Consider the following 23,497-nt stretch of genomic DNA (forward strand, 5'->3'; position numbering starts at 1 on the left):
GGGCCTGCCCGCTACCCTTTGTCCATGCTCCTCCGCGCGCGTGACCTGACCCAAAGCTTCGCCACCGCGGACGGACCCGTCCGCGTGCTGGACGGCGTGTCCCTTGATCTGGATGCAGGACAGACGCTTGCCTTGACGGGGGAAAGCGGGTCGGGGAAATCGACGCTTCTGCATCTGATCGCTGGGCTGGACACCCCCGACAGCGGCACGATCCACGTGGCCGGGCGGGACATCGCGGGGCTTGACGATGCCGGGCGCGCGGCGCTGCGTCGGTCCGAAGTTGGACTGGTCTTTCAGCAATTCAACCTGATCCCCTCGCTGTCTGTTGCCGATAACCTGTCCTTTCATGCCCGCCTCGCGGGGCGGGCCGACCCTGATCGTCTCGCCCGTCTTGCGGATCGTCTGGGCCTGCAGGATCATCTGTCGAAATATCCCGAACAGCTGTCCGGCGGACAACAACAGCGGGTCGCTGTGGGCCGAACCCTTGCCGCGTCGCCGCGCCTTGTGCTGGCGGATGAGCCGACGGGCAACCTGGACGAGGCCACGGGCACCGCGGTGCTGTCGCTCATGTTGGAGCTTGTGTCCGAGGCCGGTGCGGGGTTCCTGATGGTGACCCATTCTGATCGTCTGGCCGACCGGCTGGATGCGCGACTGCACCTGCGTGCGGGCCGCGTCGCGTGATCCGCGCGGGGGCGCAGGCGCTCTGGTCGCATTGGCGGCGTCATCCGATCCAGCTGCTGACGCTGATCATCGGGCTGGCGCTGGCGACCGGGCTCTGGACCGGGGTGCAGGCGATCAACGCACAGGCGCGGCTCAGCTATGACCGGGCGGCGGCCACCCTGGGGCAGGACCGGCTGCCCGCGTTGGAAGGGGCGCTGACGCTGGCCGATTTCGCCCGGGCCAGGCGCGCGGGCTGGCCCGTGTCTCCGGTGGTCGAGGGCCGTTTGCCCGGCGGGCTCCGCCTGCTGGGGATCGACCCTTTCACCCTACCGCAGACGCCCGGCACCGCGATGCCCGATCTGTCCGAGCCGGACCTGCTGCGCGCCTTCCTCGCGGCAGAGGTGGCCTTTGCCGCCCCCGACACCTTGGCGCGCCTGCCCGAAACCCTGCCGCCGGCGCGCGCGTTGGAGGGGCTGGCACCGGGGGTGGTCCTGCTGGACCTGCAAGCAGCGCAGAGCGTGCTGGGATCAGAGGGCATCACGCGCCTTCTTGTCGGGGGACCGACGCCGGATCCTCTGGACCAGTTGCCCGACCTTTTGCCCGGCACCCGGGTCGCGCAACCCGCGGGCGGTGGTGACATCGCCCGACTGACCGACAGCTTTCATCTGAACCTGACCGCCTTTGGGCTGCTGGCCTTCGCGGTCGGGTTGTTCATTGTCCATGCAACCATCGGCCTGGCGTTCGAACAGCGCCGCACCCTGTTCCGTACCCTGCGCGCGCTGGGCCTGCCTGCGCGGGTGCTGGGCGGTTTGCTGGCGGCCGAGCTGCTGGCCTTTACCCTTGTTGCCGGTGCGCTTGGCATTCTGCTGGGCTATCTCGTGGCGGCGGCTCTGTTGCCCGGCGTCGCGGCGACGCTGTCGGGGCTTTACGGCGCAGGGGTCGAGGGGGCGCTGACGCTTTCGCCCGTCTGGTGGATGTCGGGCTTTGCCATGGCGGGGGCAGGCATGGCGATTGCAGGCGCGGCAAGCCTGCACCGGATCGTGACCTTGCCGGTTCTGGCCCCTGCCATGCCCCGCGCCTGGGCGCGGTCACAGCGGCGCAGCGTCTGGATGCAGGGGGCGGCGGGGCTTGTGTTGTTGGGCGGGGCCGCCGGGTTGGCGGTCTTTGGGACCGGTCTGGTGGTGGGGTTCGTGACGCTGGGCGCGTTGCTGGTGGGCGCGGCGCTGCTGCTGCCGCCGGTCCTGACCCTCGTGCTGGACGCGGGCGCGGCGCGCGCGCGGGGGGCCGTGGCGCAATGGCTCTGGGCGGATACGCGCCAACAGGTGCCGGGGTTGAGCCTTGCGCTGATGGCGCTGCTGCTGGCGCTGGCGGCCAATATCGGCGTGGGCACTATGGTCGGCAGCTTCCGCGCGACCTTCGTCGGGTGGCTGGATCAGCGTTTGGCATCCGAGTTGTACATCACCGCCGAGGATATGGCCCAGGCCGATGCCATCGAGGCCTGGGTTGCGCCGCAGGTTGATGCCGTCTTGCCCATTGTCTCGGTCGAGACCGATTTGGCGGGGGCACCGGGCGCGTTGTTCGCGGTGGCGGATCATCCGACCTATCGCGACAACTGGCCCCTGCTGGATGCGGTGCCCGCAGTCTGGGACCAGGTGGCGGCGGGTGCGGGCGTGTTGGTGAATGAACAATTGGCCCGGCGCGAGGAGCTTTGGGCGGGGACATCAATCGTGGTGCCGGTTCTTGGGCAGACACCGATCCTGGGCGTTTATTCCGACTACGGCAACCCAAGAGGCGAGGCGATGCTGGGCCTGGCCGCGTTCGAGGCGGTCTTCCCGCAGGCGGAGCGACGGCGTATGGCGCTGCGCGTGGCCCCTGATGCGGCAGATGCCCTGGCAGAGACGCTGCGCGATCGGTTCGACCTGACAGGCGACGGCGTGGTGGCACAGGCGCAGGTCAAGGCCTTCTCGTTGAGGGTTTTCGAACAGACCTTTGCAGTGACCGCCGCACTCAATGTTCTGACGCTGGGGGTCGCGGCCTTTGCGCTTTGGGCGTCCCTGACGACGCTGGGAACGATGCGCCTGCCGCAGGTGGCACCTGTCTGGGCGCTGGGCCTGACGCGGGCGCAGTTGGCAGTGGCGGACCTGGGGCGCGCGCTGTTGCTGGCGGCGCTGACCGGGGCGGTGGCGGTACCGGTGGGGATCGCACTGGCCTGGGTGCTGTTGGCTGTGGTCAACGTGCAGGCCTTCGGTTGGCGCCTGCCGCTCCTGCCGGATCCGGGGGGGTGGCTGCGGCTGGGCGGCTGGACCCTTACGGCGGCGGTTCTGGCGGCGGCGGTCCCGGCCTGGCGGCTCTGGCGGATGCCGCCCTCGGACCTGGTCAAGGTCTTTGCGCATGAACGGTAACGGGGGATCAATGTTATGGAAAACATTGAGCAAAGCCTTCGAAGGCTTTGCCGCCGCGCTGGCGGTTTGCGTCGCGATCGGCACAGGCGCGGCGGCGCAGGGGTTTGCCGGTTTGGGGCAGGGGGGCGACGGCTTTGCCTTACCGCAGCCAGATCCGGTGTTCGATTTTCCCGCCGACCACGGACCCCATGAAGGTTTCCGCATCGAATGGTGGTATCTGACCGCGACCCTGCGCGATGCCCAAGGCACCCGGTACGGCATCCAATGGACGTTGTTCCGGTCCGCCCTGTCGCCCGAGGGCCCGCAGGTCTGGATGGGACACTTCGGTCTGACCACCCCCGATGCCCACTATTCCGCAGAGCGGCTGGCGCGTGGCGGCGTCGGCCAGGCGGGCGTCCAGGTCGCGCCTTTCGATGCGTGGATCGATGACTGGCAATTGGCAGGACCGGATCTTGACAGGCTGACGCTGCGTGCGCGGACCGCCGAGACGGGATACGACCTTGCCCTGTCCGCTCAGGGGCCGCTGGTGTTTCATGGTGACGGCGGTTTTTCGGTCAAATCCGCCAGCGGGCAGGCCAGCTACTACTACTCCCAACCCTTCTACAGCGTCAGCGGTCTGCTCGATCTGCCATCCGGTCCGGTCGAGGTGACGGGGGAGGCCTGGCTTGACCGGGAATGGTCTTCGCAACCGTTGGAGGGCGATCAGGAGGGCTGGGATTGGTTCTCGCTCCATCTTGACGACGGCAACCGGCTGATGGCGTTCCGGCTGCGTGGCGATGGCGACTATACCTATGCGTCCTGGATCGCGCCCGATGGTCGCCTGACGCCCTATGGCGATGGCGCGCTGACGTTGGAGCCGCTGACCACGGCCCAGGTCGCCGGTCGCACGGTGCCGGTGCGCTGGCGGCTGCGCCTGCCGGCCGAGGGCGTGGACCTGGACGTCGGGGCCGTGAACCCGCAAAGCTGGCAAGACACGCTGTTTTCCTATTGGGAGGGCCCGGTTACCGCGACCGGCAGCCACCGGGCCGAAGGATATCTGGAGATGACCGGTTATGAGTGATCCCTGGCAAAGCCTCGGTACCCTGCGCGCGCACCTTTGGGCGCGGCTTGCCCGCGGGGCGGCGAAGGCGGACGATCCCTTTCGCTTCACCACACTCGCCACGCTGGGTGCCGAGGGGCCAGAGGCGCGGATCGTTGGTCTGCGTCGGGCCGGGGCCGGGCAGGTCGAGGTGCACTCCGATCTGCGCACAGCCAAGGTCACGGCCCTGCGCCGGGATCCCCGTGCGGCGCTTTTGTTTTGGGACCCTGACACGCAGGAACAGCTGCGCCTGTCCGTGCGCCTGACTGTGTTCCCGGCGGACCCGTCGCGTTGGGCTGCGATCCCCCCCGAGGCGCGGTTGAACTATGGCACCGACCCGGCCCCCGGCACGCCCATCGACGACCCCGACCGTCTGACGCGCACCCCCGAGGCCGCGCGCCACGGCACGCTGACAGGGCCCGTGTTGCGCATGGATGCGGTCAGCCTGGCCCATGATCCGCATCGACGCGCGGTCTTTGAGGGGCCGGACCTGCGCGGGGCCTGGGTCGCGCCCTAACGGTTCGTTCACGACTTGGCGCTAAACCTCCGGCCAAACTGTCGGAGGATCTGGGCATGAGTGGCGAGAACAAGCGCCCGATCATCATCAAGCGCAAGAAGGTGGTCGGCGGTGGCGGCCACCATGGTGGCGCGTGGAAGGTGGCCTATGCGGATTTCGTGACCGCGATGATGGCCTTCTTCATGCTGATGTGGCTGCTGAACGCCACCACAGAGAATCAGCGCAAGGGCCTGGCCGACTACTTCAGCCCCACCGTTGCGCTGTCGCGCACCTCTGGCGGCGGCGATGGGGCGCTGGGTGGGCGTACGATCAGCAGTGACTCCACCGCCGTCGACGTCGGGCGCGGCGGCGTCACGTCGACCACGTTTCATGGCTCCACCGAAGCGGAGAACGCGGAGCTGGAGGCCGTCGAAGCCGCGCTTTTGGGGCGAGGTGGCGAAAGCCTGCTGGATCAGGAACAGTTACGCCATGTCGCCGTGCGCCTGACCGATGAGGGGCTGGTCATCGAACTCTTTGACCTGCCGGACCGTCCTCTGTTCGAGCAGGGGGACGCGACACCCACCCTGCGGGAGCTTCTCGGCTCGGTCGCCCCCCTCCTGCGGGAGCAGCGCAATCCCTTGGCGCTAAGCGCGTTTACAGCGGCTGAACCGGTCGTGACACGGGTGCCGCGCGGCTGGGACCTGTCGACAGAACGGGCGCAGGCCCTGCGCCGCACTCTGTTGCCGCTTGAAATCCCCGATGGTCGGATTGCCCGTTTGACTGGCCACGCCGACCGCCGTCCCGCGGATCGCAACCCCCTGTCGGCGCGGAACAACAGGGTGGAAATCACGCTTTTGCGCGCGGGGTCCAACCCCTGACATGGAGCGCGCGTTAACCCTGCCCGCGTTTCGTCACAGCCGTTAGCCGGGGCTTAACCTTCCGTGGGCTAGGGTGCCTCGACTCGGGGAGAACCCCCGAGGAGAGAGACAGCCGAAAGGGACTTTGATGACGATCTCCTCCTCTCTGAATGCAGGTGTGACCGGGCTCAGCGTGAATGCCAGCCGGTTGGCCACGATTTCGGACAATATCGCGAATTCCGCGACCCATGGCTACAAACGGTCGACAGCTGATTTCCACTCCCTTGTCATGGACCAGAGCCGTGGGACCTATTCGGCGGGTGGCGTGCGCGCGACGACGGGGCGTTCGGTAGATCAACGTGGCACCCTGGTCACCACCAACAACCCGACTGACCTGTCGGTCGGCGGACGCGGCATGCTGCCGGTGACCCCGGTTTCCGAGATCGGAAACACCGCCGGGGCAATGCCGTTGCACATGACCACGACCGGATCTTTCCGTCCCGATGCCGATGGCATCCTGCGAACTGCGGGCGGTCAGGCGCTGCTGGGCTGGCCCGCGGATCGGGATGGCGCAATCCCCAGTTTCCCCCGGGACACCATCAGCGGACTGCAGCCGGTGCGCGTCGACAGCAATGAATTCGAGGGGGATGCCACGACGCGCATCGCGCTTGGTGTGAATCTGCCGGCGACGGACACGATCGCCGGGGCAACGGGTGCGCCGCGGGACCTCTCATTGGAGTACTACGGCAACCTGGGCCAATCGCAGAACATGCAGATCGCCTTCACGCCGACTGTGCCCCCCGCCGGTGACCCCGCGTCGAACACCTGGACGATGACGATCCGGGACGACGCACAGGGTGGCATTCTGGTGGGTGATTTTACCATCACCTTTGACGATAGTCGGGAAAATGGCGGGACGATTGCCACGGTGACTGAAAACGGCACCGGGACTTACGATGCCGTCACAGGCGACGTGACCATCGCCGCGCAGAGTGGGGACATCGCGCTGGAGATCGGTATCCCGCTGGAGACCGGCGGCATGTCGCAGCTGTCTGATGCCTTTGCGCCGCTTTCGATCAATAAGGACGGCTCTCCGGTGGGGATCCTGTCGGCTGTCGAGGTGGACGCCAAGGGTATTCTCAAGGCGATCTACGACACTGGCTTCACCAAGCAGCTTTATCAAATCCCCATCGTCGACGTGCCCAACATGAACGGGTTGGAGGCGCTGGCCAACCAGACCTACAAGGCCTCCACCGAAAGCGGGGCGTACTACCTTTGGGATGCGGGAAACGGTCCGGTCGGTGATCTCGTCGGCTTTTCCCGAGAGGAAAGCGCCGTCGACGTAGCCTCGGAGTTGACCCAGCTGATCCAGACGCAGCGGGCCTACAATTCCAATGCCAAGGTGATCCAGACCGTCGACGAGATGCTCCAGGAAACCACCAACATCAAACGCTGATCGTTGAACGCAGCATAACGAACGGAGGCCCGGATGAGCCTGACCGCATCCTTGAATTCTGCCTTGTCCGGCCTCTCGCTCGCCAGCAGGCGGGCAGAGATCATCGCGACCAACGTCGCAAACGCCGACACGCCTGGATACGCCAGTCGGCGCCTGGAAGCGAGCGGGCCAATTGCCGGTTTGCCAGCCAGCAAGGCCGGCGTCGTGCGCGGGATCGACCCGGTTATCCTGTCGCTGCGGCGTGAATCGCAATCGCGTCTGGCGGATGCCTCGGTTGCGCAGTCATTCCACACCCGGATCGAGACCGCCATTGGCGACCCGGATCAATCCGGAAGCCTGCAGGATATGCTCGCACGGTTCGATGCCTCCCTGACGACTGCGGCTGCCGATCCGACATCGGATCTGAGGCTCGGCAATGTTGCCCGTGCCGCAGGCAATCTGGTGACCAAGGTCGGCGACCTGGCCCAGGTCATCACCCGCGAACGTCAATCCGCCGAGGTGCGCATCGGCCAGACGGTCGATCAACTCAACCTCGATCTGGCCACGGTGGAACGGCTCAATGGCGACATCGCGCGGTCGATGGCAACGGGGTCCGATCTGTCCAACCTGCTCGACCAGCGCCAGCTTGCCGTGGATCGCATTTCCGAGGCGGTCCCCCTGCGGGAGCTGCCGCGCGAACGGGGCGGCGTTGCCCTGGTTTCCACCGGAGGGGTCATCCTGCTGGACGGCTCCGCCGCCAAGATCGGCCACAACGCGCGGCCGGGGATCGAACCTGCCGACCGCTATCCGACCGAACTGTCGGGCCTGACGGTTCGCGGGCGTGATATCGGACCGGGCACCGGGTTGCAGGGGGGCTTGCTGGGGGGGCTGTTTGCGTTGCGCGACGATCTCGCGCTTACGGCAATGGATCGGCTCGACGCCTTCGCTGGTGACCTGGCTGCGCGGTTCGAGGATCCCGCTGTCGATCCCAGCCTGGGGGCTGGTGAGCCCGGTCTCTTCGCCGATGCCGGTGCGGCGGTCGGGGTGGCACCGGATGCCGGTCTGTCCCTGCGCCTCAGCCTCAATACCGCTGTCGATGCGGACCGCGGTGGGGATCCTGTCGTACTTCGGGCGGGTCTCGGCGTGGGGGCCACGGCTCTGGCTTCCGATCCGTCGCAGCTGCTGCGCTACGGTGCCGCGCTCGCGCAGGCACGTGTGCCCAGCTCCGCCGCGCTGGGATCCGTTCCGACCGGCTTGGCGGATCTGGGGGCTGCCTTGCGATCGGCAATGTCCAGCGATCGGCTCCGCGCCGACGACGTATTCGGGGCTTTCAGCCGGCAGGAGGCCGATCTCGTGGATCAGCGTGACGGCGCGCGGGTGGACGTGGATGCAGAGATGCGCCGCCTGTTGGAGGTCGAGCAGGCCTATGCCGCCAATGCCCGGATGATCCAGGTCGCGGGTAACATGATCGATAGACTGACGGAGATTTGAAATGACCCCTTCCGCTTCGCTCGCCCAGGCTATCCTGGGCCCTCGTGACCGCACGCAGCCGACCCGCGACCGGATCGAGACCCTCTCGCAAGAGATCGCCAGCGGGCGGGCCGCCGACACCGGGCGGGCCCTGTCCAGCGATTTCTCTCAGGTTTCCCGCCTTGCCCACGGATTGCGGGAGGGGCGGGCCAGCATCGAAAGCCTGTCCCAGGCGCAAACCTGGGGTGCCGCAATCCAGGCATCCCTCGCAAGAGTGGCAGATGTCAGTGCGAGACAGATGGCCGACCTTCCCGTCAACCTCGCCAATCCGGATCCCGCAGCAATCTCTCGCCTGTCTCGTGGAGGAGAGGAAGGGGTCCGCGACATTGTCGCTGCCTTGGGACATACCGTCGGCGGGCGCGCGCTCTTTGCCAATGGCGGAACGGAACCGCCGATCACGACGGTCGACGATATCTTGACCGAGGTGTCCGCGCTCGCCACCGCGGCCACCGATTTCGACGACTACATCCAGCGGGTCGACGCCTATTTCGCGCCGGGCGGCACCTTCGAGACCGCCCATTTGTCCGTCCCGGCCACTGACCCGACCCGTTTCCCGGCGGGTGGCGGCGAGGTTGTCACATTCGAAGTGGAGGCCGGATCAGACGAATTGGTGCAGGCGCTTCGCTCGGCGGCGACGCTGTCGGGGCTGGGTGGCGCAAGCTTCGCGCTGACCCCGGACGCGCGCCTGACGCTTCAGGAACGCGCGGCCAACGCGGCGGCGGACCTGCCAACCCTGCAAGGTCGTATCGGTGCGACCGAGGCTCGCGTGGGCGACAGGCTGGAAACACTCAGGGCGGAGGAACAACAGGCCGAGGTCGATCTGTCGACCGCTGTCGGTGTCGATCCGTTCGAGACTGTCAGCGCCCTGCAAAACGAGATGACCCGGTTGGAGACACTCTATGCGATCACCGCGCGCCGTGCGCAGTTACGACTGACGGATTACTTGCGTTGAGTTGGCGTCATCTGATCGCGCGGCTCGTCTTTTTCGGGATGTTTGCTGCCTGGGCATTTGGCGTGCAGGCGCAATCGGTGCGGCTCAAGGATCTGGTGGAATTCGACGGTGTGCGCGGTAACGACTTGCTGGGATATGGTCTCGTTGTGGGGCTGAACGGCACCGGGGATGGGCTTCGCAATGCGCCCTATACCGAAGAGATCATGTCCAACATCCTCGAACGTCTCGGGGTAAATGTCACGGGTGAGCAATTCCGCCCGCGAAATGTCGCGGCAGTGATCGTGACGGCGACCCTTCCGCCCTTTGCGCGCAGTGGGGGGCGGATTGATGTTACGGTGTCGGCGATCGGCGATGCGGACAGCTTGCAGGGTGGTACATTGGTGATGACCCCCCTGACCGCAGCCGACGGTGATATCTACGCTGTGGCGCAGGGGACCATCGTGGCGGGCGGGGTGGCCGCACGTGGTGAGGCCGCCGAGGTGATCGAGGGTGTCCCGACGGCGGGCGTCATCCCCGCCGGTGGACGCGTCGAGCGAGAGGTGGAATTCGATTTTACCCAGATGACGCAGATCCGCCTGGCCCTGCGGGAGCCGGATTTCACCACCGCCGCGCGGGTTGAACGTGTCATCAACGGCCAGATCGGTCGCGACGTCGCGCGCATGCTGGATGCAGGGACGGTGTTGGTGGACATCACGCGGGCCAACCGCCGATCACCTGCCCATGCGATCAGCGCGATCGAGAACCTCGCGGTAGAGCCTCAACAAAAGGCGCGTGTTGTGGTCGACCAGGCATCAGGCACCATCGTGATGGGAAGCGACGTGCGCATTTCGGAGGTGGCTGTGTCGCAGAACAACCTGACCTTGCGGATCGAAGAAGCCCCGGTCGTGGTGCAACCCAATCCCTTTTCGCAGGGTGAGACGGTGGCCGTCCCGCGCACAGGCGTCGCCTTGCAGGAGGAACCGGGACCGGGCCTTGCCCTGATACAGAGCGGGACGAGCCTGTCGGACGTGATTGCCGGGCTGAATGCTTTGGGTGTTTCCGCGCGCGACATGATCGACATCCTCAAAAGCATCAAGGCAGCCGGCGCGCTGCATGCGGAGTTTGTGGTGCGCTAAGGGGCCTAACGGGAGGGCACCGTTCGACATGTGGCCTGGACAGGCGAGCGTCGCGGGGTGAGGATGGGGCGATGGCCCCGGGTCTGGGACCGGATTTCCCGACCTGCAGGCGAACCCTCCGCTCGGCCTGGGTGCAGGCTTGCCACGCATCTCACCGCAATCGGTCGGGAACGGGTCGCAGCATCTGCGAGACCGGACGCACCCCGCCGGTTTGCCCCGTGACAGTGGGGGCTGAACGACCATGGCCTGTCCGCAGAGCAGAGGCACGTCGGTCGTCTTGGTGTAATTCGGATTCAGGTGTTCGGGGCGTCTTTGCGCCGATCCGCCAAGATCAGGGCCCGCGCTTTTTGTTGCTTTCGCGCGACGGTCCGGTCGCGGTGCGGCGGTTCCCTATACGACAACCATCCGCTTCGCCTTGTTCCCCCCCGGGGTCGCCTCTACATCCCCCTCATGCTTTCGCGCCTGCGCCTCCCGTTTCGCCCCCGCCCCGCCGTCATCCCGGTTCTCCGTCTTCAAGGCGTGATCGCCGCGTCCGGCGGCAGGGGAACGTTGAGCCATTCGAGCCTTGCCCCGTTGATCGAACGGGCGTTTCGCAAGGGCAAACCCAAAGCCGTCGCCCTGGCGATCAATTCGCCCGGCGGCTCGCCGGTGCAATCGGCGTTGATCGGGGCGCATATCCGGCGTCTGGCCGATGAGTTGGACATCCCCGTCCATGCCTTCGTCGAGGATGTCGCCGCTTCGGGTGGCTATTGGTTGGCGGCGGCTGCGGATGACATTCACCTCGACCCCAGCTCGATCACGGGCAGCATCGGGGTGATCTCTTCTGGCTTTGGCTTTCATGAACTGATTGCGCGTCACGGGATTGAAAGGCGCGTACATACCGCGGGTGAGGACAAGTCCCTGCTTGACCCGTTCCGACCCGAGCGGGACGAGGATGTCGCGCGGCTCAAGGACATTCAGGCACGGATCCACGCCAGCTTCATCGATCACGTCAAGGCACGGCGGGGCGCGCGCCTGGTCCCTGATCGCGACCTGTTTACCGGCGAGGTCTTTGTCGGCGCGGAGGCGGTGGACGTCGGGCTGGCGGATGGGCTGGACCATCTGGAGCCGCGCCTGAAGACGCTTTATGGCGACAAGATCCGCCTGGTTCTGCTCAGCCAGAGGCGGCCCCTGCTGCAGCGTCTGGTCCCCGGCATCCTGACCGAAGCTGCAACCGCCATCGAGACCCGGGCCCATTGGGCCCGCTTCGGGCTCTGACGCGCGATGATCGTCAAAATCGTCTTTCTGTTTCTGGTCGGTATGGCTGTGCTTGCGATGTTCGGCAAACTGCGAATGCCCAAGATCGGCCTTGACCGTCGAGCCAAGTGCCGCAGGTGTGGGGCACCGCGCGTCGGCCGTGGCCCCTGTCCTTGCGGGAAGGATCCCAAGGCATGATGTTTGAGTTTCTGAGCGTTGGCGTCGGCCTCGTGATCCTGATCTTTGCGGGCGATGCCTTGGTCAAAGGGGCGGTCAACCTGGCCCTGCGCCTTGGCCTGCCTGCCCTGGTGGTCAGCTTGACGGTTGTCGCCTTCGGCACCTCTGCGCCGGAACTGCTGGTCAGTGTGCAGGCCATACTGGAAGACGCGCCAGGTCTGGCGTTGGGCAACGTGGTGGGATCCAACATTGCAAATGTGTTGATGGTCCTGGGCGTGCCGGCCCTGATTGCAACGTTGCACACCGGTGCCTGCGAGACGCGGCGCGACTATCTCTATATGTTGGGCGCGACGGCGCTGTTTGTCGCGTTCTGCTTCACGGGACAGCTGGTTTGGTGGCACGGCATCGTGCTGCTGACGGCATTGGTGGCCATTCTTGCCGCGACCTTTCTGGGGTCGCGCGGCGAAGACGTAGAGGTCGAGGGGGCCGATACCGGTTTGCCGGGCTGGAAATTGGCGGCCTATCTGATCCTGGGCATAATCGGCCTGCCGTTGGGGGCCGACCTGCTGGTCGAGGGCGCGACCGAGATCGCGCGCGATTTCGGCGTCAGCGAAACGGTGATCGGGCTGACGCTGGTCGCGATCGGCACATCGCTACCCGAACTTGCGACGACGGTCATGGCCGCGATCCGCCGCCATGCGGATGTGGCGTTGGGCAATGTGATCGGGTCCAACCTGTTCAACCTGTTGGGGATCATGGGCGTTGCCGTTCTGGTCGGCCCGATCCCCGTCGATCCGGCGTTTCTGCGCACTGACCTGTGGATCATGGTGGCCGCGACGCTGATGTTGGTGCCGTTTGTGTTCTTGCGCCGCGACATCACCCGGCTCTGGGGCATTGTGCTCACGGGCCTTTATATCGCCTATCTGGCGCTGGTGCTGGCATGAGGGCGCTGGTCACAGGGGCCGGTGCCCGCCTGGGGGCGGCCATGGCCCGCGATCTGGGCGCGCAGGGCTGGGACGTGGCGTTGCACTATTCCTCGTCCGCCGACGGGGCGCAGGCGGTTGCCGACGACATTCGCGGCCAAGGGCGTCAGGCGGTTCTGTTGCAGGCCGATCTATTGGATCTGGACGCCTGCGAGGCTTTGGTCCCACGCGCCGCCGAGGCGCTGGGCGGGCCGCTGACCCTGTTGGTGAACAACGCCTCGATCTTTGAACACGATGACATTCGCACCGCCAGCCGCCGCAGTTGGGACCGGCACGTCGGGTCGAACCTGCGCGCGCCGCTGATCCTGACGCAGGCCTTTGCGGCCCAGACCACCGCTGGCAATATCGTCAACATGATCGACCAGAGGGTGCGCAAGCTGACGCCCGAATTCATGACCTATACGCTTGCCAAGACCGCGCTCTGGACGCTGACGCAGACCAGCGCGCAGGCGCTTGGTCCGGGGATCCGCGTGAACGCGATCGGGCCCGGTCCGACCCTGCAGGGCGTGCGACAGTCCGCTGCTCATTTTGCGGCGCAACAGGCCGCGACGTTGACCGGGCAGGGGGCCGGGCCCGAGGACATAACCGGCGCATTGCGCTATATTTTAGCGGCCCCCGCACTGACCGGTCAGCTGTTGTGCATTGACGGTGGCCAGCACCTGATCTGGCAGACGCCGGACGTCCAGGGGGTTGAATGACCGCCCGTCGATTCGTCCCAGTTTTTGAAGTCCTGCGAAAACTGTCCACCCTGACGTAATGTCAGGTTTGCGGATCAGGCGGGCATCGCGGGCACAGCGGTGAAATCCAGCGCAGAAAAAATTAACAATACTTATCAGATAGATAGATAATGTATCCAATTGTGCACTTTGTAACGGTTTGGTAAAAAAGCCAAGTAGTTCAAAGGGGCTGGGAAATCTGTCCCCCGAGTTATCCACACGGGTGGCCTGGAAAAAACCGACGCTGCGACCCTTGCTTTGGTCCGGCCTGGTGTGCAGCCCCATCAGGGAATCGGATCGCGCATGAATGACGTCGTCAAAACCGGCCCGGAGGTCATCAAACGCTTCTTGCGCACGCTGGACGGATCCCCCGGCGTTTACCGCATGTTGGATGCCGACAGCCGCGTTCTTTACGTCGGCAAGGCCCGCAATCTGAAGAACCGGGTCGCCAGCTACACCCGCAGCCACGGCCATTCCGGGCGTATCCGCCGGATGATTTCCGAGACCGCCTCGATGATGGTGCTGACCACCGAGACAGAGTTGGAGGCCCTGCTGCTGGAGCAGAACCTCATCAAGCAGCTCAAGCCGCGCTACAACGTGCTGCTGCGCGACGACAAAAGCTTTCCGAACATCGAGGTCACCCACACCCACGCCTTCCCGCAGATCCGCAAGCATCGCGGGCGCAAGGGGCAGGGCACCTATTTTGGCCCCTTCGCCAGCGCCGGGGCCGTGAACCGCGTTCTCAACCAGTTGCAGCGCGTCTTCCTGCTCCGCAACTGCTCCGACAGCGATTTCGAGACGCGGACGCGGCCCTGTCTCAACTATCAGATCAAGCGCTGTTCGGCCCCCTGCGTCGGGTTCATCACCCCCGAAGATTACGCAAGCTCGGTCAAGGACGCGGAGCTGTTCCTGCGCGGTCAGACCACCGAGATCCAGGAAAAGCTGGCCCAGGACATGTCCGCCGCCGCCGAAGACATGGAGTTCGAGCGCGCCGCCGCCCTGCGTGACCGGATCAAGGCGCTGACCAACGTGCAATCGGTCCAGGGCGTGAACCCCCAGGGCGTCGCCGAGGCGGACGTGATCGGCCTGCACATGGACGGCGGCCAGGCTTGTTTCCAGGTCTTCTTCATTCGCGCCAACCAGAACTGGGGTAACGCCGATTTCTATCCTCGCGTGTCCGACGACATGTCCCCGGCAGAGGTGACAGAGGCCTTCCTGGGTCAATTCTACGACACCAAGGACCCGCCGCGCATGGTGCTGTTGTCCCACGGAATCGAAGACGCCGACCTGATGGTCGCAGCCTTGTCGGAAAAGGCAGGCCGCCGGGTCCAGCTGCTGCATCCGCAACGCGGCGAGAAATTCGACCTGGTTCAGGGGGCGGTCCGCAACGCGCGCGAAAGCCTGGGCCGCAAGATGTCCGAAAGTGCGACGCAGGCGAAACTGTTGCGCGGCGTGGCCGAGGCCTTTGACTTGCCCGCTCCGCCGCTGCGGATCGAGGTCTACGACAACTCTCACATCCAGGGCAGCCATGCGGTCGGCGCGATGATCGTTTCCGGCCCGGACGGGTTCGAGAAAAGCCAGTATCGCAAGTTCAACATCAAGGACACGGCGCTGACCCCCGGTGACGATTTCGGCATGATGAAAGAGGTTCTGACCCGCCGTTTCAAACGCCTGCTCAAGGAAGACCCGGAGCGGAAATCCGATCTCTGGCCCGGCCTGTTGCTGATCGACGGCGGGGCGGGCCAGGTGTCGGCGGTGCGCGACATCATGCGGGAATTGCAGGTCGAGGACATCCCGATGGTTGGCGTCGCCAAGGGCGTCGACCGCGACCACGGCAAGGAAGAATTCCATCGCACCGGCCATCGCCCCATGGCCCTGCCGCGCACCGACCCCGTGCTCTATTTCATTCAACGGCTGCGCGACGAGGCGCACCGTTTCGCCATCGGCACCCACCGCGCCAAGCGGGCCAAGGCCTTCGTCGCCAATCCCCTGGACGAGGTGCCGGGCGTCGGCGCCACCCGCAAACGCGCGCTGCTTGCACACTTCGGCTCTGCCAAGGCCGTCAGCCGCGCGGCGCTTGCGGATCTGAAGGCGGTCGACGGCATCTCGGGTGCCTTGGCCGAGGCGATCCACCGCCATTTCCATGAAAAAGACTGACCGGTCTTCGTTCTCGGCAAAATACTCCGGGGTCCGGGGCCGCGTCCCTGCCTCCCCCTAGGTGTGGGCGGCCCACGGTCTGGGATGGGGTTCAACCCTGCGGATCGCCTGCGCGCGCCCGCCCCCGCCATCGTGACGCAAAGGCCGCGACGCCGAGGCGCGATTGGCAAAGGGGGGATGGATTGCCCCTCCGAAGCCCGCTACACCGACCTTCATGACGTGGACAGTGCCCAACATTCTGACGGTCCTGCGCCTCTTCGCTGCCCCCGGCGTTGCGGTCATGTTCCTGTTTTTCGCCCGGCCCTGGGCCGATTGGTTCGCTCTGGTGCTTTTTGTGGTGGCCGCCGTGACCGATTGGTTCGATGGCTACATCGCGCGCGAGTTCAATCAGGAAAGCCGCTTTGGCGCGATGCTGGACCCGATCGCCGACAAGGCGATGGTGGTGATCGCGTTGCTGGTCATCACCGGGTTTTCGGGCATGAATCCCTGGATCCTGCTGCCCGCCACCGTGATCCTGTTCCGAGAGGTCTTTGTCTCGGGCCTGCGTGAATTCCTGGGCGCGACGTCGTCCACGCTCAAGGTCACAAAGCTGGCCAAGTGGAAGACGACGGCGCAGATGGTGGCCATCGCGGTGTTGTTTTCGACCGGCGTGTTCGAACATCACTTCGCCGAACGGGTGCACGGCATGGACGCCGAAATGGTCGGGGCCATCCTGTCGGGCACCATCCCGGATGAACTGGGCCTTGGTGCCCTGATCTGGGGGGAACAGGCGACGTTCCTGGCGGGCACGGTTCTTTTGTGGATTGCGGCCGCGCTGACCGCGATCACCGGCTGGGACTATTTTTCCAAGGCACGCCCCTATCTGATGGATGGCAGCGAATGAAAATTCAGGTGCTCTACTTTGCCTGGTTGCGCGAACGTATCGGACTGGGACGCGAAGACGTCGACACAGAGGCCGCGACCATTGCCGAATTGGTCGAGGAACTGCGCGCCCGCGAAGACCGCTATGCCGCGGCCTTTTCCGATATGACGACCGTGCGGGCAGCCCTGGACCAGGAACTCGTGGCGCTCGATACGCCGTTGGGCCAGGCGCGCGAGGTTGCGTTCTTTCCGCCGATGACGGGCGGATGATCCGCGTTGTCGTGACAGACGCCGATTTCGACCTCAAGACAGAGGTCGAGGCGTTGGAGGAGGGGGCCGATACCGGGGCCGTCGTCACCTTTACCGGGCGCGTCCGCGACGTGGCGGGTGGACTGCGTCACATGGAGATAGAGCATTATCCCGGCATGACCGAACGCGCCCTGACTACCATCGCCGAACAGGCGGCGGATCGGTGGCCGTTGTCGGGGGTGACCGTGATCCACCGCCACGGCGCGCTGGAACCCGGCGCGCGGATCATGATGGTGGCGACAGCCTCGCGCCACCGCGACGCCGCCTTTGCCGCGGCCGAGTTCTTGATGGATTACCTCAAGAGCCGTGCGCCCTTCTGGAAGAAGGAAGTCACGTCAGATGGCGCCGATTGGGTTGCGTCCAAAGAGAGTGACGAAGCGGCCCTGTCGCGCTGGTCGGATTAGGCGGCGTCGATTTCTTCGACGGATTTGATCGGGATTTCCAAAGTCCCGATCCCCATCGCTACCTGCTCGACGCCCGCCGAAGAAGGTCCGCAGCATCCAACCCGTCCAGGTCCGAGGCGGAAGGTTCGATGCCATGGTGGGGGGCATGGTTCCGGCCCTGCATTCGGCCCTGGACGTCGCGGGCCAGATCCTCGTCCAATCCGGCCAGAACATCGGGCGAGACCAGCAGGCTTTCGGCGGGAATGCCCTCGGCGTAGATGATTTCGTGCGCGTCGAACAGCAGGTGGAAATAGTCCACGTGCCCGCCATTGGCGCGGCGGATCGTTGTCCCGTTCACAAGATGGCGCGCACGGACCAGAACCTCTGCGCGACCTGCGCCGATGGCATCGCGGCGTTGATAGATGAACAGCCGGTGATCGGGCGACAGGATCAGGTCGTCGGCGTTGTTCAGTGCGCCAGCCTCGATCACGACGGGGGCGTTCGCCCCCTCGGCGCGCACGGTTTGCTGGCCGGTCCAGCGCACCGCCTGGGGGCCGTGGTCGCGGGTCAGGACGCGGTCGCCCTCGCGCAGGTTCTCCACCGGGATCTGGTGGCCCCCTGCGCCGGTAATCTTTGTGCCCCGCGCAAAGCTGACCGAGGCGACGGACCCAAGTTCACCGGCGACCGCCTCGGACGAGATCAGCGTGTATTCATCCGCAGGCGACAGCGCCCCTAACGGTAGCGCCATGCGTACCCCGCCAAGATCGAGCACCAGAACCTCTGCCGCCGTGCCCCGGTCGCCCATCAACTGATGCCGCGCCAACGGCACGACCGGCTGGCCGGTCACCCCGACAGAGCTGCCTGCGGCGACGGTCACGGTGCCTGCGGCCCGCGTCAGAACCAATTCGCGCGCCTGCGCCTTGGGATCCAGGGCATAGACATCGCCTGCCACCACCTGTGTCAGATCGCCGATCGGATCCCCCATCAGCGCGCCGGTATCCACCGACAGCGCCTCGGCGGGAAAGACGGTGCAGCGGCTGAGCGCGGAGAGAGGGGTCTGTGTCATGCCTCCTCCTGGCAGGGGGGTCGGGCGAAAGTTTGGCGGTTTGGTGATCCTGCGGCAACATTTCCGCTGATTACCGGGCAAAGGGATGATAGCGCAGGGAAAGCACAAAAGGGAGGTGTCCGATGGATCTGGGTATCAAGGGCAAACGCGCGCTGGTCTGCGCGTCGTCAAAAGGTCTGGGACTGGGCTGCGCCGAGGCGCTGGCAGAGGCGGGCGTGGATCTGGTCATGAACGCACGCGGGGCCGAGGCGTTGGAGGCAGCCGCCGAAGACATCCGCACTCGGTTCGGTGTGTCGGTGACGACGGTGGCCTGCGACGTGACCACCGCCGAGGGTCAGGCCGAGGTGCTGGCTGCGGCCGACACCCCCGACATTCTGGTCACCAACGCAGGCGGGCCGCCTCCGGGGATCTGGTCCGATTGGGATCGCGACGATTTCATCCGCGCGCTCGACAGCAACATGTTGACGCCGATTGCCCTGATGAAGGCCTGTCTGCCCGCGATGATGGACCGTGGTTGGGGCCGCGTGGTCAACATCACCTCGCAATCGGTCAAGGCACCGATCCCGGCGCTGGGCCTGTCGAACGCGGCGCGCACGGGCCTGACGGGCTATGTGGCGGGCACGGCGCGGCAGGTGGCGCCCTCGGGCGTGACGATCAACAACCTGTTGCCGGGCATTCACGACACGGATCGGGCGGTGTCGCTGGATTCCGGGGTCAGCCGTCAACAGAACATCTCGGTCGAGCAGGCGCGCGAGCAGCGCGAGGGCACGATCCCCGCACGGCGCTATGGCACGCGGGCGGAATTCGGGGCGACCTGCGCCTTTCTGTGTTCGCAGCATGCGGGCTTTATCGTCGGGCAGAACGTGCTGCTGGACGGCGGCGCAACCAACGCCACGATCTGAGTTGGGCGCGCGTCAGGCCGGGGTCTGGCGCGCGCGGCTGAGGCGAGTCCGGACAAGCGTGTAGCCCGCCACCAAGAGCGCCGCCGCCCCGGCAAATATGCCGACAAGGCTGGTCCCGTTCTGAACGACCACGCCCACCAGTGCCCAGACCACCGCCCCACCATAGGCCGGGCTGGGCACTTTGGTCAGCATCACGAGCGCGATCACAAGGCCTACGGTCAGGGCAACGATGGCCCACCCCTCGGGGCCAAAGGGTGGCACGCCCCAGCCCGGTGCAAGCAGGCCAAGCGAAACCGAGGAGGCCGCCGTCAGCCAACCGGCATAAAGCCCTATCGGCCCCCGCAGCAGAAAACGGTCTTTTGCAGGGCTTGCCAGCAACGCGGCCAGCGCCCCGCCCAGCATCACCCAGATCAATACCGTGGCCCAGATCGGCGAAGCCAGCGCCACGGCCAGCCAGAACGCACCGACGACGAGGCTGAGGAGCAGGGGCCGTCGGGTCGCGTCCCATGCCGCATCTTCGGCCCGCTTCCAAACCCCGTATCCCACAGATGCGATCAGCCAGAGGTAGATCACTCCCCAGATCGAAAACGCGTAGCCTGCGGGCTGGACCGGCGGCTCTTCGATCGGGACCGGGAATTGCGACGGCTCATAGCCGCCAAATCCGGGTGTCAGGAAAGGCGACACCGCAAAGGCGAGCGCGGCGAACAGCAGGAGGAGGGCACGGATACGCATGTCACGCAGGTAGGCCGCGACAAAGCGGCGGCAACAGCATGCGTGTGGGCGGCGCGAACTGGGGCATTCCTGCGTCGGGCATCAACGTCCTTTCCATCCGGGCGGTCCGGTGTCGCCTGCCTTGGGGGGGCAAGGCAAAGGGTGCGTCCGGCCCCGACGGGCCGGACGCGCGGGGGTCACTCCGACCAGCTTACGCCGGTCAGGTCGATGGCCTGCGTGGGCGAGTTTTCCCACAGGCCCTGAATGCGCGCGTCGGCCACGCCGGTCTTGGCCAGCTGGAAGAGGTAGCCGTTGACGTAGTCGTCCGCGATCATCTTCTGCGCATCGGCCAACAACTGCGACCGCATCGCCGGATCCGATGTCACGGTGATCTTGTCGTTCAAGGCCTGGAGGTCGGGATTGTCATACTGGAAGTAATAGTCGGGCCGGGCATAAATGTTGATGTCCGCGGGTTCCGTATGGCTGACGATCGTCAGGTCGAAATCCTTGCCCCGGAACACCTGTTCCAGCCATTGCGCCCATTCCAGGTTGCTGATCTCGGTCTTGATCCCGACCTCGCGGAGCTGGCTGGCGATGATCTCTCCGCCGCGGCGGGCATAGGCCGGGGGCGGCAGCATCAGGCGCAGGGTCAGATCCTCGACCCCGGCTTCGGCCAGCAGGGCGCGGGCGCGGTCCGGATCGTGCGCCGACTGGCCGGTCAGGTCCACGTAGTCCGGGTTGTGCGGCGCAAAGTGGGTGCCGATCGGTGTGCCGTAGCCGAACATCGCGCCGTCGATGATGGCCTGCCGGTCGATGGCATGGCTGATCGCCTCGCGCACGCGTACGTCCGTGATCGCCTTGTTGTTCATCGCCAGGATCGTCTCACCCTCGGTGGAGCCGACGATGACGGAGAACCGGGGATCTGCCTCGAAGTTCGAAAGGGTCTCGGGCGCCGGGAACACCGGGAAGGCATCCACATCGCCCGCCATCATCGCTGCAAAAGCCGCATTCGGGTCCGAGATGAACTTGAACGTGGCCGCCGTCAGGGCTGGGGCGGTGCCCCAGTAGTCCGGGTTTGCCACCAACTCGACCCGGTCGCCCTGCGCCCAGTTGGCCAGCTTGAACGGACCGGTGCCGACGGGTGCGGTGGCGTTTGTTTCGGCGCTTTCGGGGGCGACGATGACGGCATCGCCCCAGGCCAGGTTGAAGCCCAGGTTGCCGTTCGGCTCGCTCAGCGTGATGCGAACCGTGGTGGCATCCACGGCCTCGACGCTGTCGATCCCGGCGAACAGAGCCTTCTGTGCGTTGGTGCTGTCTTCTGCGCGGGCGCGGTCCAGGCTGAACACCACGTCGTCGGCATCCATTGTGGTGCCGTCATGAAAGGTCACGCCGGCATTGAGCACAAAGGTCCAGGTCTTGCCGTCTTCCGACACCTCCCAGGATTTTGCCAGCGCGGGCTGTACCGCGCCGTCCGGGCCAAACCGGGTCAGTCCCTCGAAAAGATTGGCATAGACCACTTCGTCGATGGCGGCGGCGGCCCCCCCGGTCGGGTCCAGGTTCGGTGGTTCCAGCTGCATGCCTATCGTGATGTCGGTCTGCTGGGCCAACGCGGTCGTGGCGGTCAGTGCCAGAATGGCGGCGGAGCGTGTGAGCATGGGTGTCCCTCCCGATTGACGTTGCTCAAGCTATGCGGGCGACGGGGCAGGGGGCAAGCGCGAAGGCAGCGCGCGGCCCCCGCTTCCTTGTTTCCAAAATATGCAGACGCTCCCTCGTCGCGGGCGCGTCGATGCGGGTCATGCGGGGCCAAGGGCGTAGCCTGCGACCACCTCCACCATGCGGTCGACGGACAGGATCGGCGGCAGCAAGGTCAGGAATCCGCCGTCTGCGTCCATGACGTAGATGTGGGATCCGTGGCTATAGACCGTGCCGCCCAGCGGCTCTTCGAACAGTGCGGTCCGTTCTACATGGAAAAGCGCGCGCGCGGCGGCCAGCTCCGCTTCGGTCCCTGTCAGGCCGGTCAGGCCGGGGGCATGGCTTGCCAGGGCGGGGCCCATCGATTCAACCGTGTCGCGCGCCGGATCGACGGTAATGACCAGGGGCGTCACGGGGATGTCGCGCGCAGAAAGCGCGCTGGCGACCTCGGACATGATGGGCAGGGCAACGGTGCAGATCGCCTCGCAGGAGGCATAGCCGAAAAAGATCAACTGGACGCGGCCCTCCGGGTCGGCCTGGGTCCGCGTCTGGCCGTGGTGGTCGGTCAGGGTATAGGCCCCGCCGAAATTCGACGGAAACAGCCGGTCGATGACCCCCTCGGCCGCGGCGGGGGCGGCCAGGAGGGTGGCGGCAATCAGGGCGCGCAGCATCAGAACCAATCGGCGATAAAGGCGGCGTCGGCTTCCTCGCCCAGGCCCAGGTAGCCCTCGGCCTCGATTTCCGAAATGATGCGCGGGTCGCGGCGGAACCATGGACCCTTGCCCGTCGCGTCCGGGTTGCGCGCGGCCCAGTCCTTGGTCCACTGGTTCGCGCGAAGCCATGCGCCGCCCTCGGGGCGGATGCGCTGAACAAGGTAGACATTGGTGGCCCCAATGTCGGGGTCGTCGATCAGCAGGCCATCCACCTCGACTGTCTGGCCACAAAACGGGGCGAGTTCCACGGCGGCTCCGGTAAAGGCGGCCTGGCTGTTCTTCAGCGGAAAGACCATGGCGTCGTCGGCATCGCGGATCAGAACGACCTGCCGCTGTCCGGTGCCGCAATCGGCGGCGCATTGGCCGGTCAATTCGCAAACGGGGTCGGCCACGCGGGCGGTGAAGCGGGCGGGCACCTCCGCATAGAGGTTCCAGGTCTTGGCCTCGGACATGGCAGAGAAATCCTGCGCGGCGGCGGGGGCGGCCAGCAGGGCGGCGGCCAGGGCAAGGCGGATCATTGGGCGGCCTCCTCGGGGATGGCGAAGCCGGGGATGACGCCGAAATCGTCATGGGTCTGGTTTATGATGTCCAAATCGGCGGTGATCGTCTCGACGATCAGGTAATTCAGACCGTCGCGGGTGTAATGCAACCCGTCCGCCTCGATCGTATGCGAGGCGATGTGCAGGTTGGTGTCGCCGCCCGCGTTGTCGGCGTCGCCCTCCATCTTCAGGACCATGTAGACCGTCCCGTCAGGTGCCAGCAGGCCGACCGGGATGCCGCCCGCCGAACACCACAGCGCGCAGGTGTGATGCGCGGACCCCACGACCGCATCGGTCGGTCCCATGACGCCCGAGAAATAGCACCAGGTGTCGATGACCTCTCCGGTGATCTGAATGCGTTCCCCCGAGGCGGCGAAGGCGGGCGGCGCCATGAGAAGGGCGGTAAGGACGAGGGGCAGCGGGCGCATGGGGCCTCCGATCTGGCTGTGCTGCGACGAAGTTGACGCAGGGGCGGACCCGGCTGGCAAATCACAATTTCGAATTGAGGGCACCGCCGACCGCGGGCG

Annotated in this window: 23 protein-coding genes; 17 read left to right on the plus strand and 6 right to left on the minus strand. The window is 65.9% G+C overall.

Features of this window, described 5'->3' with window-relative positions; translation table 11 throughout:
- Positions 1 to 24 precede the first annotated feature (24 nt).
- The 16 genes from K3551_RS06900 (at position 25) to K3551_RS06975 (ending at position 17,368) form a co-directional block, all read left to right on the plus strand.
- A complete protein-coding gene (locus K3551_RS06900) occupies positions 25 to 681 on the plus strand; it encodes an ABC transporter ATP-binding protein (protein WP_259918739.1) in 657 nt (218 codons plus the stop codon).
- A complete protein-coding gene (locus tag K3551_RS06905) occupies positions 681 to 3,062 on the plus strand; it encodes an FtsX-like permease family protein (protein ID WP_409197423.1) in 2,382 nt (793 codons plus the stop codon). Before K3551_RS06900 ends, K3551_RS06905 begins: the two co-directional genes overlap by 1 nt.
- A 10-nt stretch (positions 3,063 to 3,072) precedes the next feature.
- Complete coding sequence (locus tag K3551_RS06910) at positions 3,073 to 4,122, plus strand: lipocalin-like domain-containing protein (RefSeq protein WP_409197411.1); 1,050 nt, start codon at positions 3,073 to 3,075, stop codon at positions 4,120 to 4,122.
- On the plus strand, positions 4,115 to 4,657 hold the full coding sequence (locus K3551_RS06915) for a pyridoxamine 5'-phosphate oxidase family protein (protein ID WP_259918741.1): 543 nt from the start codon (positions 4,115 to 4,117) through the stop codon (positions 4,655 to 4,657). Before K3551_RS06910 ends, K3551_RS06915 begins: the two co-directional genes overlap by 8 nt.
- Positions 4,658 to 4,713: 56 nt before the next feature.
- Entirely contained in the window at positions 4,714 to 5,514 is an 801-nt protein-coding gene (locus tag K3551_RS06920; RefSeq protein ID WP_259918742.1) for a flagellar motor protein MotB, read from the plus strand.
- Positions 5,515 to 5,641: 127 nt separating this feature from the next.
- Complete coding sequence (locus tag K3551_RS06925) at positions 5,642 to 6,949, plus strand: flagellar hook protein FlgE (protein WP_259918743.1); 1,308 nt, start codon at positions 5,642 to 5,644, stop codon at positions 6,947 to 6,949.
- A gap of 33 nt (positions 6,950 to 6,982) precedes the next feature.
- Entirely contained in the window at positions 6,983 to 8,419 is a 1,437-nt protein-coding gene (locus K3551_RS06930; protein ID WP_259918744.1) for a FlgK family flagellar hook-associated protein, read from the plus strand.
- 1 nt (position 8,420) lies between these two features.
- Positions 8,421 to 9,410, plus strand: a complete 990-nt coding sequence (locus K3551_RS06935; protein ID WP_259918745.1) for a hypothetical protein — start codon at positions 8,421 to 8,423, stop codon at positions 9,408 to 9,410.
- A gap of 38 nt (positions 9,411 to 9,448) precedes the next feature.
- On the plus strand, positions 9,449 to 10,525 hold the full coding sequence (locus tag K3551_RS06940; protein ID WP_259919511.1) for a flagellar basal body P-ring protein FlgI: 1,077 nt from the start codon (positions 9,449 to 9,451) through the stop codon (positions 10,523 to 10,525).
- Between the two features lie 450 nt (positions 10,526 to 10,975).
- Positions 10,976 to 11,782, plus strand: coding sequence for a S49 family peptidase (locus K3551_RS06945; RefSeq protein WP_259918746.1), 807 nt, complete (start codon positions 10,976 to 10,978; stop codon positions 11,780 to 11,782).
- A gap of 176 nt (positions 11,783 to 11,958) precedes the next feature.
- Positions 11,959 to 12,882, plus strand: coding sequence for a calcium/sodium antiporter (locus K3551_RS06950; protein ID WP_409197424.1), 924 nt, complete (start codon positions 11,959 to 11,961; stop codon positions 12,880 to 12,882).
- Complete coding sequence (locus K3551_RS06955) at positions 12,879 to 13,619, plus strand: SDR family oxidoreductase (protein WP_259918748.1); 741 nt, start codon at positions 12,879 to 12,881, stop codon at positions 13,617 to 13,619. The genes K3551_RS06950 and K3551_RS06955 overlap by 4 nt, the downstream gene beginning before the upstream one ends.
- Before the next feature lie 321 nt (positions 13,620 to 13,940).
- Complete coding sequence (gene uvrC / locus K3551_RS06960; RefSeq protein WP_259918749.1) at positions 13,941 to 15,794, plus strand: excinuclease ABC subunit UvrC; 1,854 nt, start codon at positions 13,941 to 13,943, stop codon at positions 15,792 to 15,794.
- Between the two features lie 214 nt (positions 15,795 to 16,008).
- Positions 16,009 to 16,677 carry a CDP-diacylglycerol--glycerol-3-phosphate 3-phosphatidyltransferase gene (pgsA, locus tag K3551_RS06965; protein ID WP_259918751.1) on the plus strand — a complete coding sequence of 223 codons (669 nt, stop codon included), beginning with the start codon at positions 16,009 to 16,011 and terminating at the stop codon, positions 16,675 to 16,677.
- Positions 16,674 to 16,925, plus strand: a complete 252-nt coding sequence (gene moaD / locus K3551_RS06970; protein WP_259918753.1) for a molybdopterin converting factor subunit 1 — start codon at positions 16,674 to 16,676, stop codon at positions 16,923 to 16,925. Before pgsA ends, moaD begins: the two co-directional genes overlap by 4 nt.
- Entirely contained in the window at positions 16,925 to 17,368 is a 444-nt protein-coding gene (locus K3551_RS06975; protein ID WP_259919512.1) for a molybdenum cofactor biosynthesis protein MoaE, read from the plus strand. The genes moaD and K3551_RS06975 overlap by 1 nt, the downstream gene beginning before the upstream one ends.
- 58 nt (positions 17,369 to 17,426) lie before the next feature.
- Here K3551_RS06975 and K3551_RS06980 read toward each other — a convergent pair whose 3' ends face one another.
- Positions 17,427 to 18,413 carry a Hint domain-containing protein gene (locus K3551_RS06980; protein ID WP_259918754.1) on the minus strand — a complete coding sequence of 329 codons (987 nt, stop codon included), beginning with the start codon at positions 18,411 to 18,413 and terminating at the stop codon, positions 17,427 to 17,429.
- 122 nt (positions 18,414 to 18,535) lie between these two features.
- On the opposite strand from K3551_RS06980, the gene K3551_RS06985 reads away from it, so the two are divergent.
- On the plus strand, positions 18,536 to 19,315 hold the full coding sequence (locus K3551_RS06985) for an SDR family oxidoreductase (RefSeq protein ID WP_259918756.1): 780 nt from the start codon (positions 18,536 to 18,538) through the stop codon (positions 19,313 to 19,315).
- A 12-nt stretch (positions 19,316 to 19,327) separates the two neighbouring features.
- Here the strand turns inward: K3551_RS06985 and K3551_RS06990 are convergent, their stop codons facing one another.
- The 5 genes from K3551_RS06990 to K3551_RS07010 all read right to left on the minus strand — a co-directional run bounded on the left by K3551_RS06990 (position 19,328) and on the right by K3551_RS07010 (position 23,398).
- On the minus strand, positions 19,328 to 20,047 hold the full coding sequence (locus K3551_RS06990; protein WP_259918757.1) for a tryptophan-rich sensory protein: 720 nt from the start codon (positions 20,045 to 20,047) through the stop codon (positions 19,328 to 19,330).
- A 176-nt stretch (positions 20,048 to 20,223) separates the two neighbouring features.
- Positions 20,224 to 21,681 (minus strand): ABC transporter substrate-binding protein, encoded by a 1,458-nt coding sequence (locus K3551_RS06995; RefSeq protein WP_259918758.1) that lies wholly within the window; start codon positions 21,679 to 21,681, stop codon positions 20,224 to 20,226.
- A gap of 138 nt (positions 21,682 to 21,819) precedes the next feature.
- Complete coding sequence (locus K3551_RS07000) at positions 21,820 to 22,389, minus strand: SCO family protein (RefSeq protein ID WP_259918759.1); 570 nt, start codon at positions 22,387 to 22,389, stop codon at positions 21,820 to 21,822.
- On the minus strand, positions 22,389 to 22,949 hold the full coding sequence (locus K3551_RS07005) for a hypothetical protein (protein ID WP_259918760.1): 561 nt from the start codon (positions 22,947 to 22,949) through the stop codon (positions 22,389 to 22,391). Before K3551_RS07005 ends, K3551_RS07000 begins: the two co-directional genes overlap by 1 nt.
- Positions 22,946 to 23,398 carry a hypothetical protein gene (locus K3551_RS07010; protein WP_259918761.1) on the minus strand — a complete coding sequence of 151 codons (453 nt, stop codon included), beginning with the start codon at positions 23,396 to 23,398 and terminating at the stop codon, positions 22,946 to 22,948. The genes K3551_RS07005 and K3551_RS07010 overlap by 4 nt, the downstream gene beginning before the upstream one ends.
- Positions 23,399 to 23,497 lie beyond the last annotated feature (99 nt).

The sequence above is a fragment of the Jannaschia sp. M317 genome (genome assembly GCF_025141175.1).
GTDB lineage: Bacteria > Pseudomonadota > Alphaproteobacteria > Rhodobacterales > Rhodobacteraceae > Jannaschia.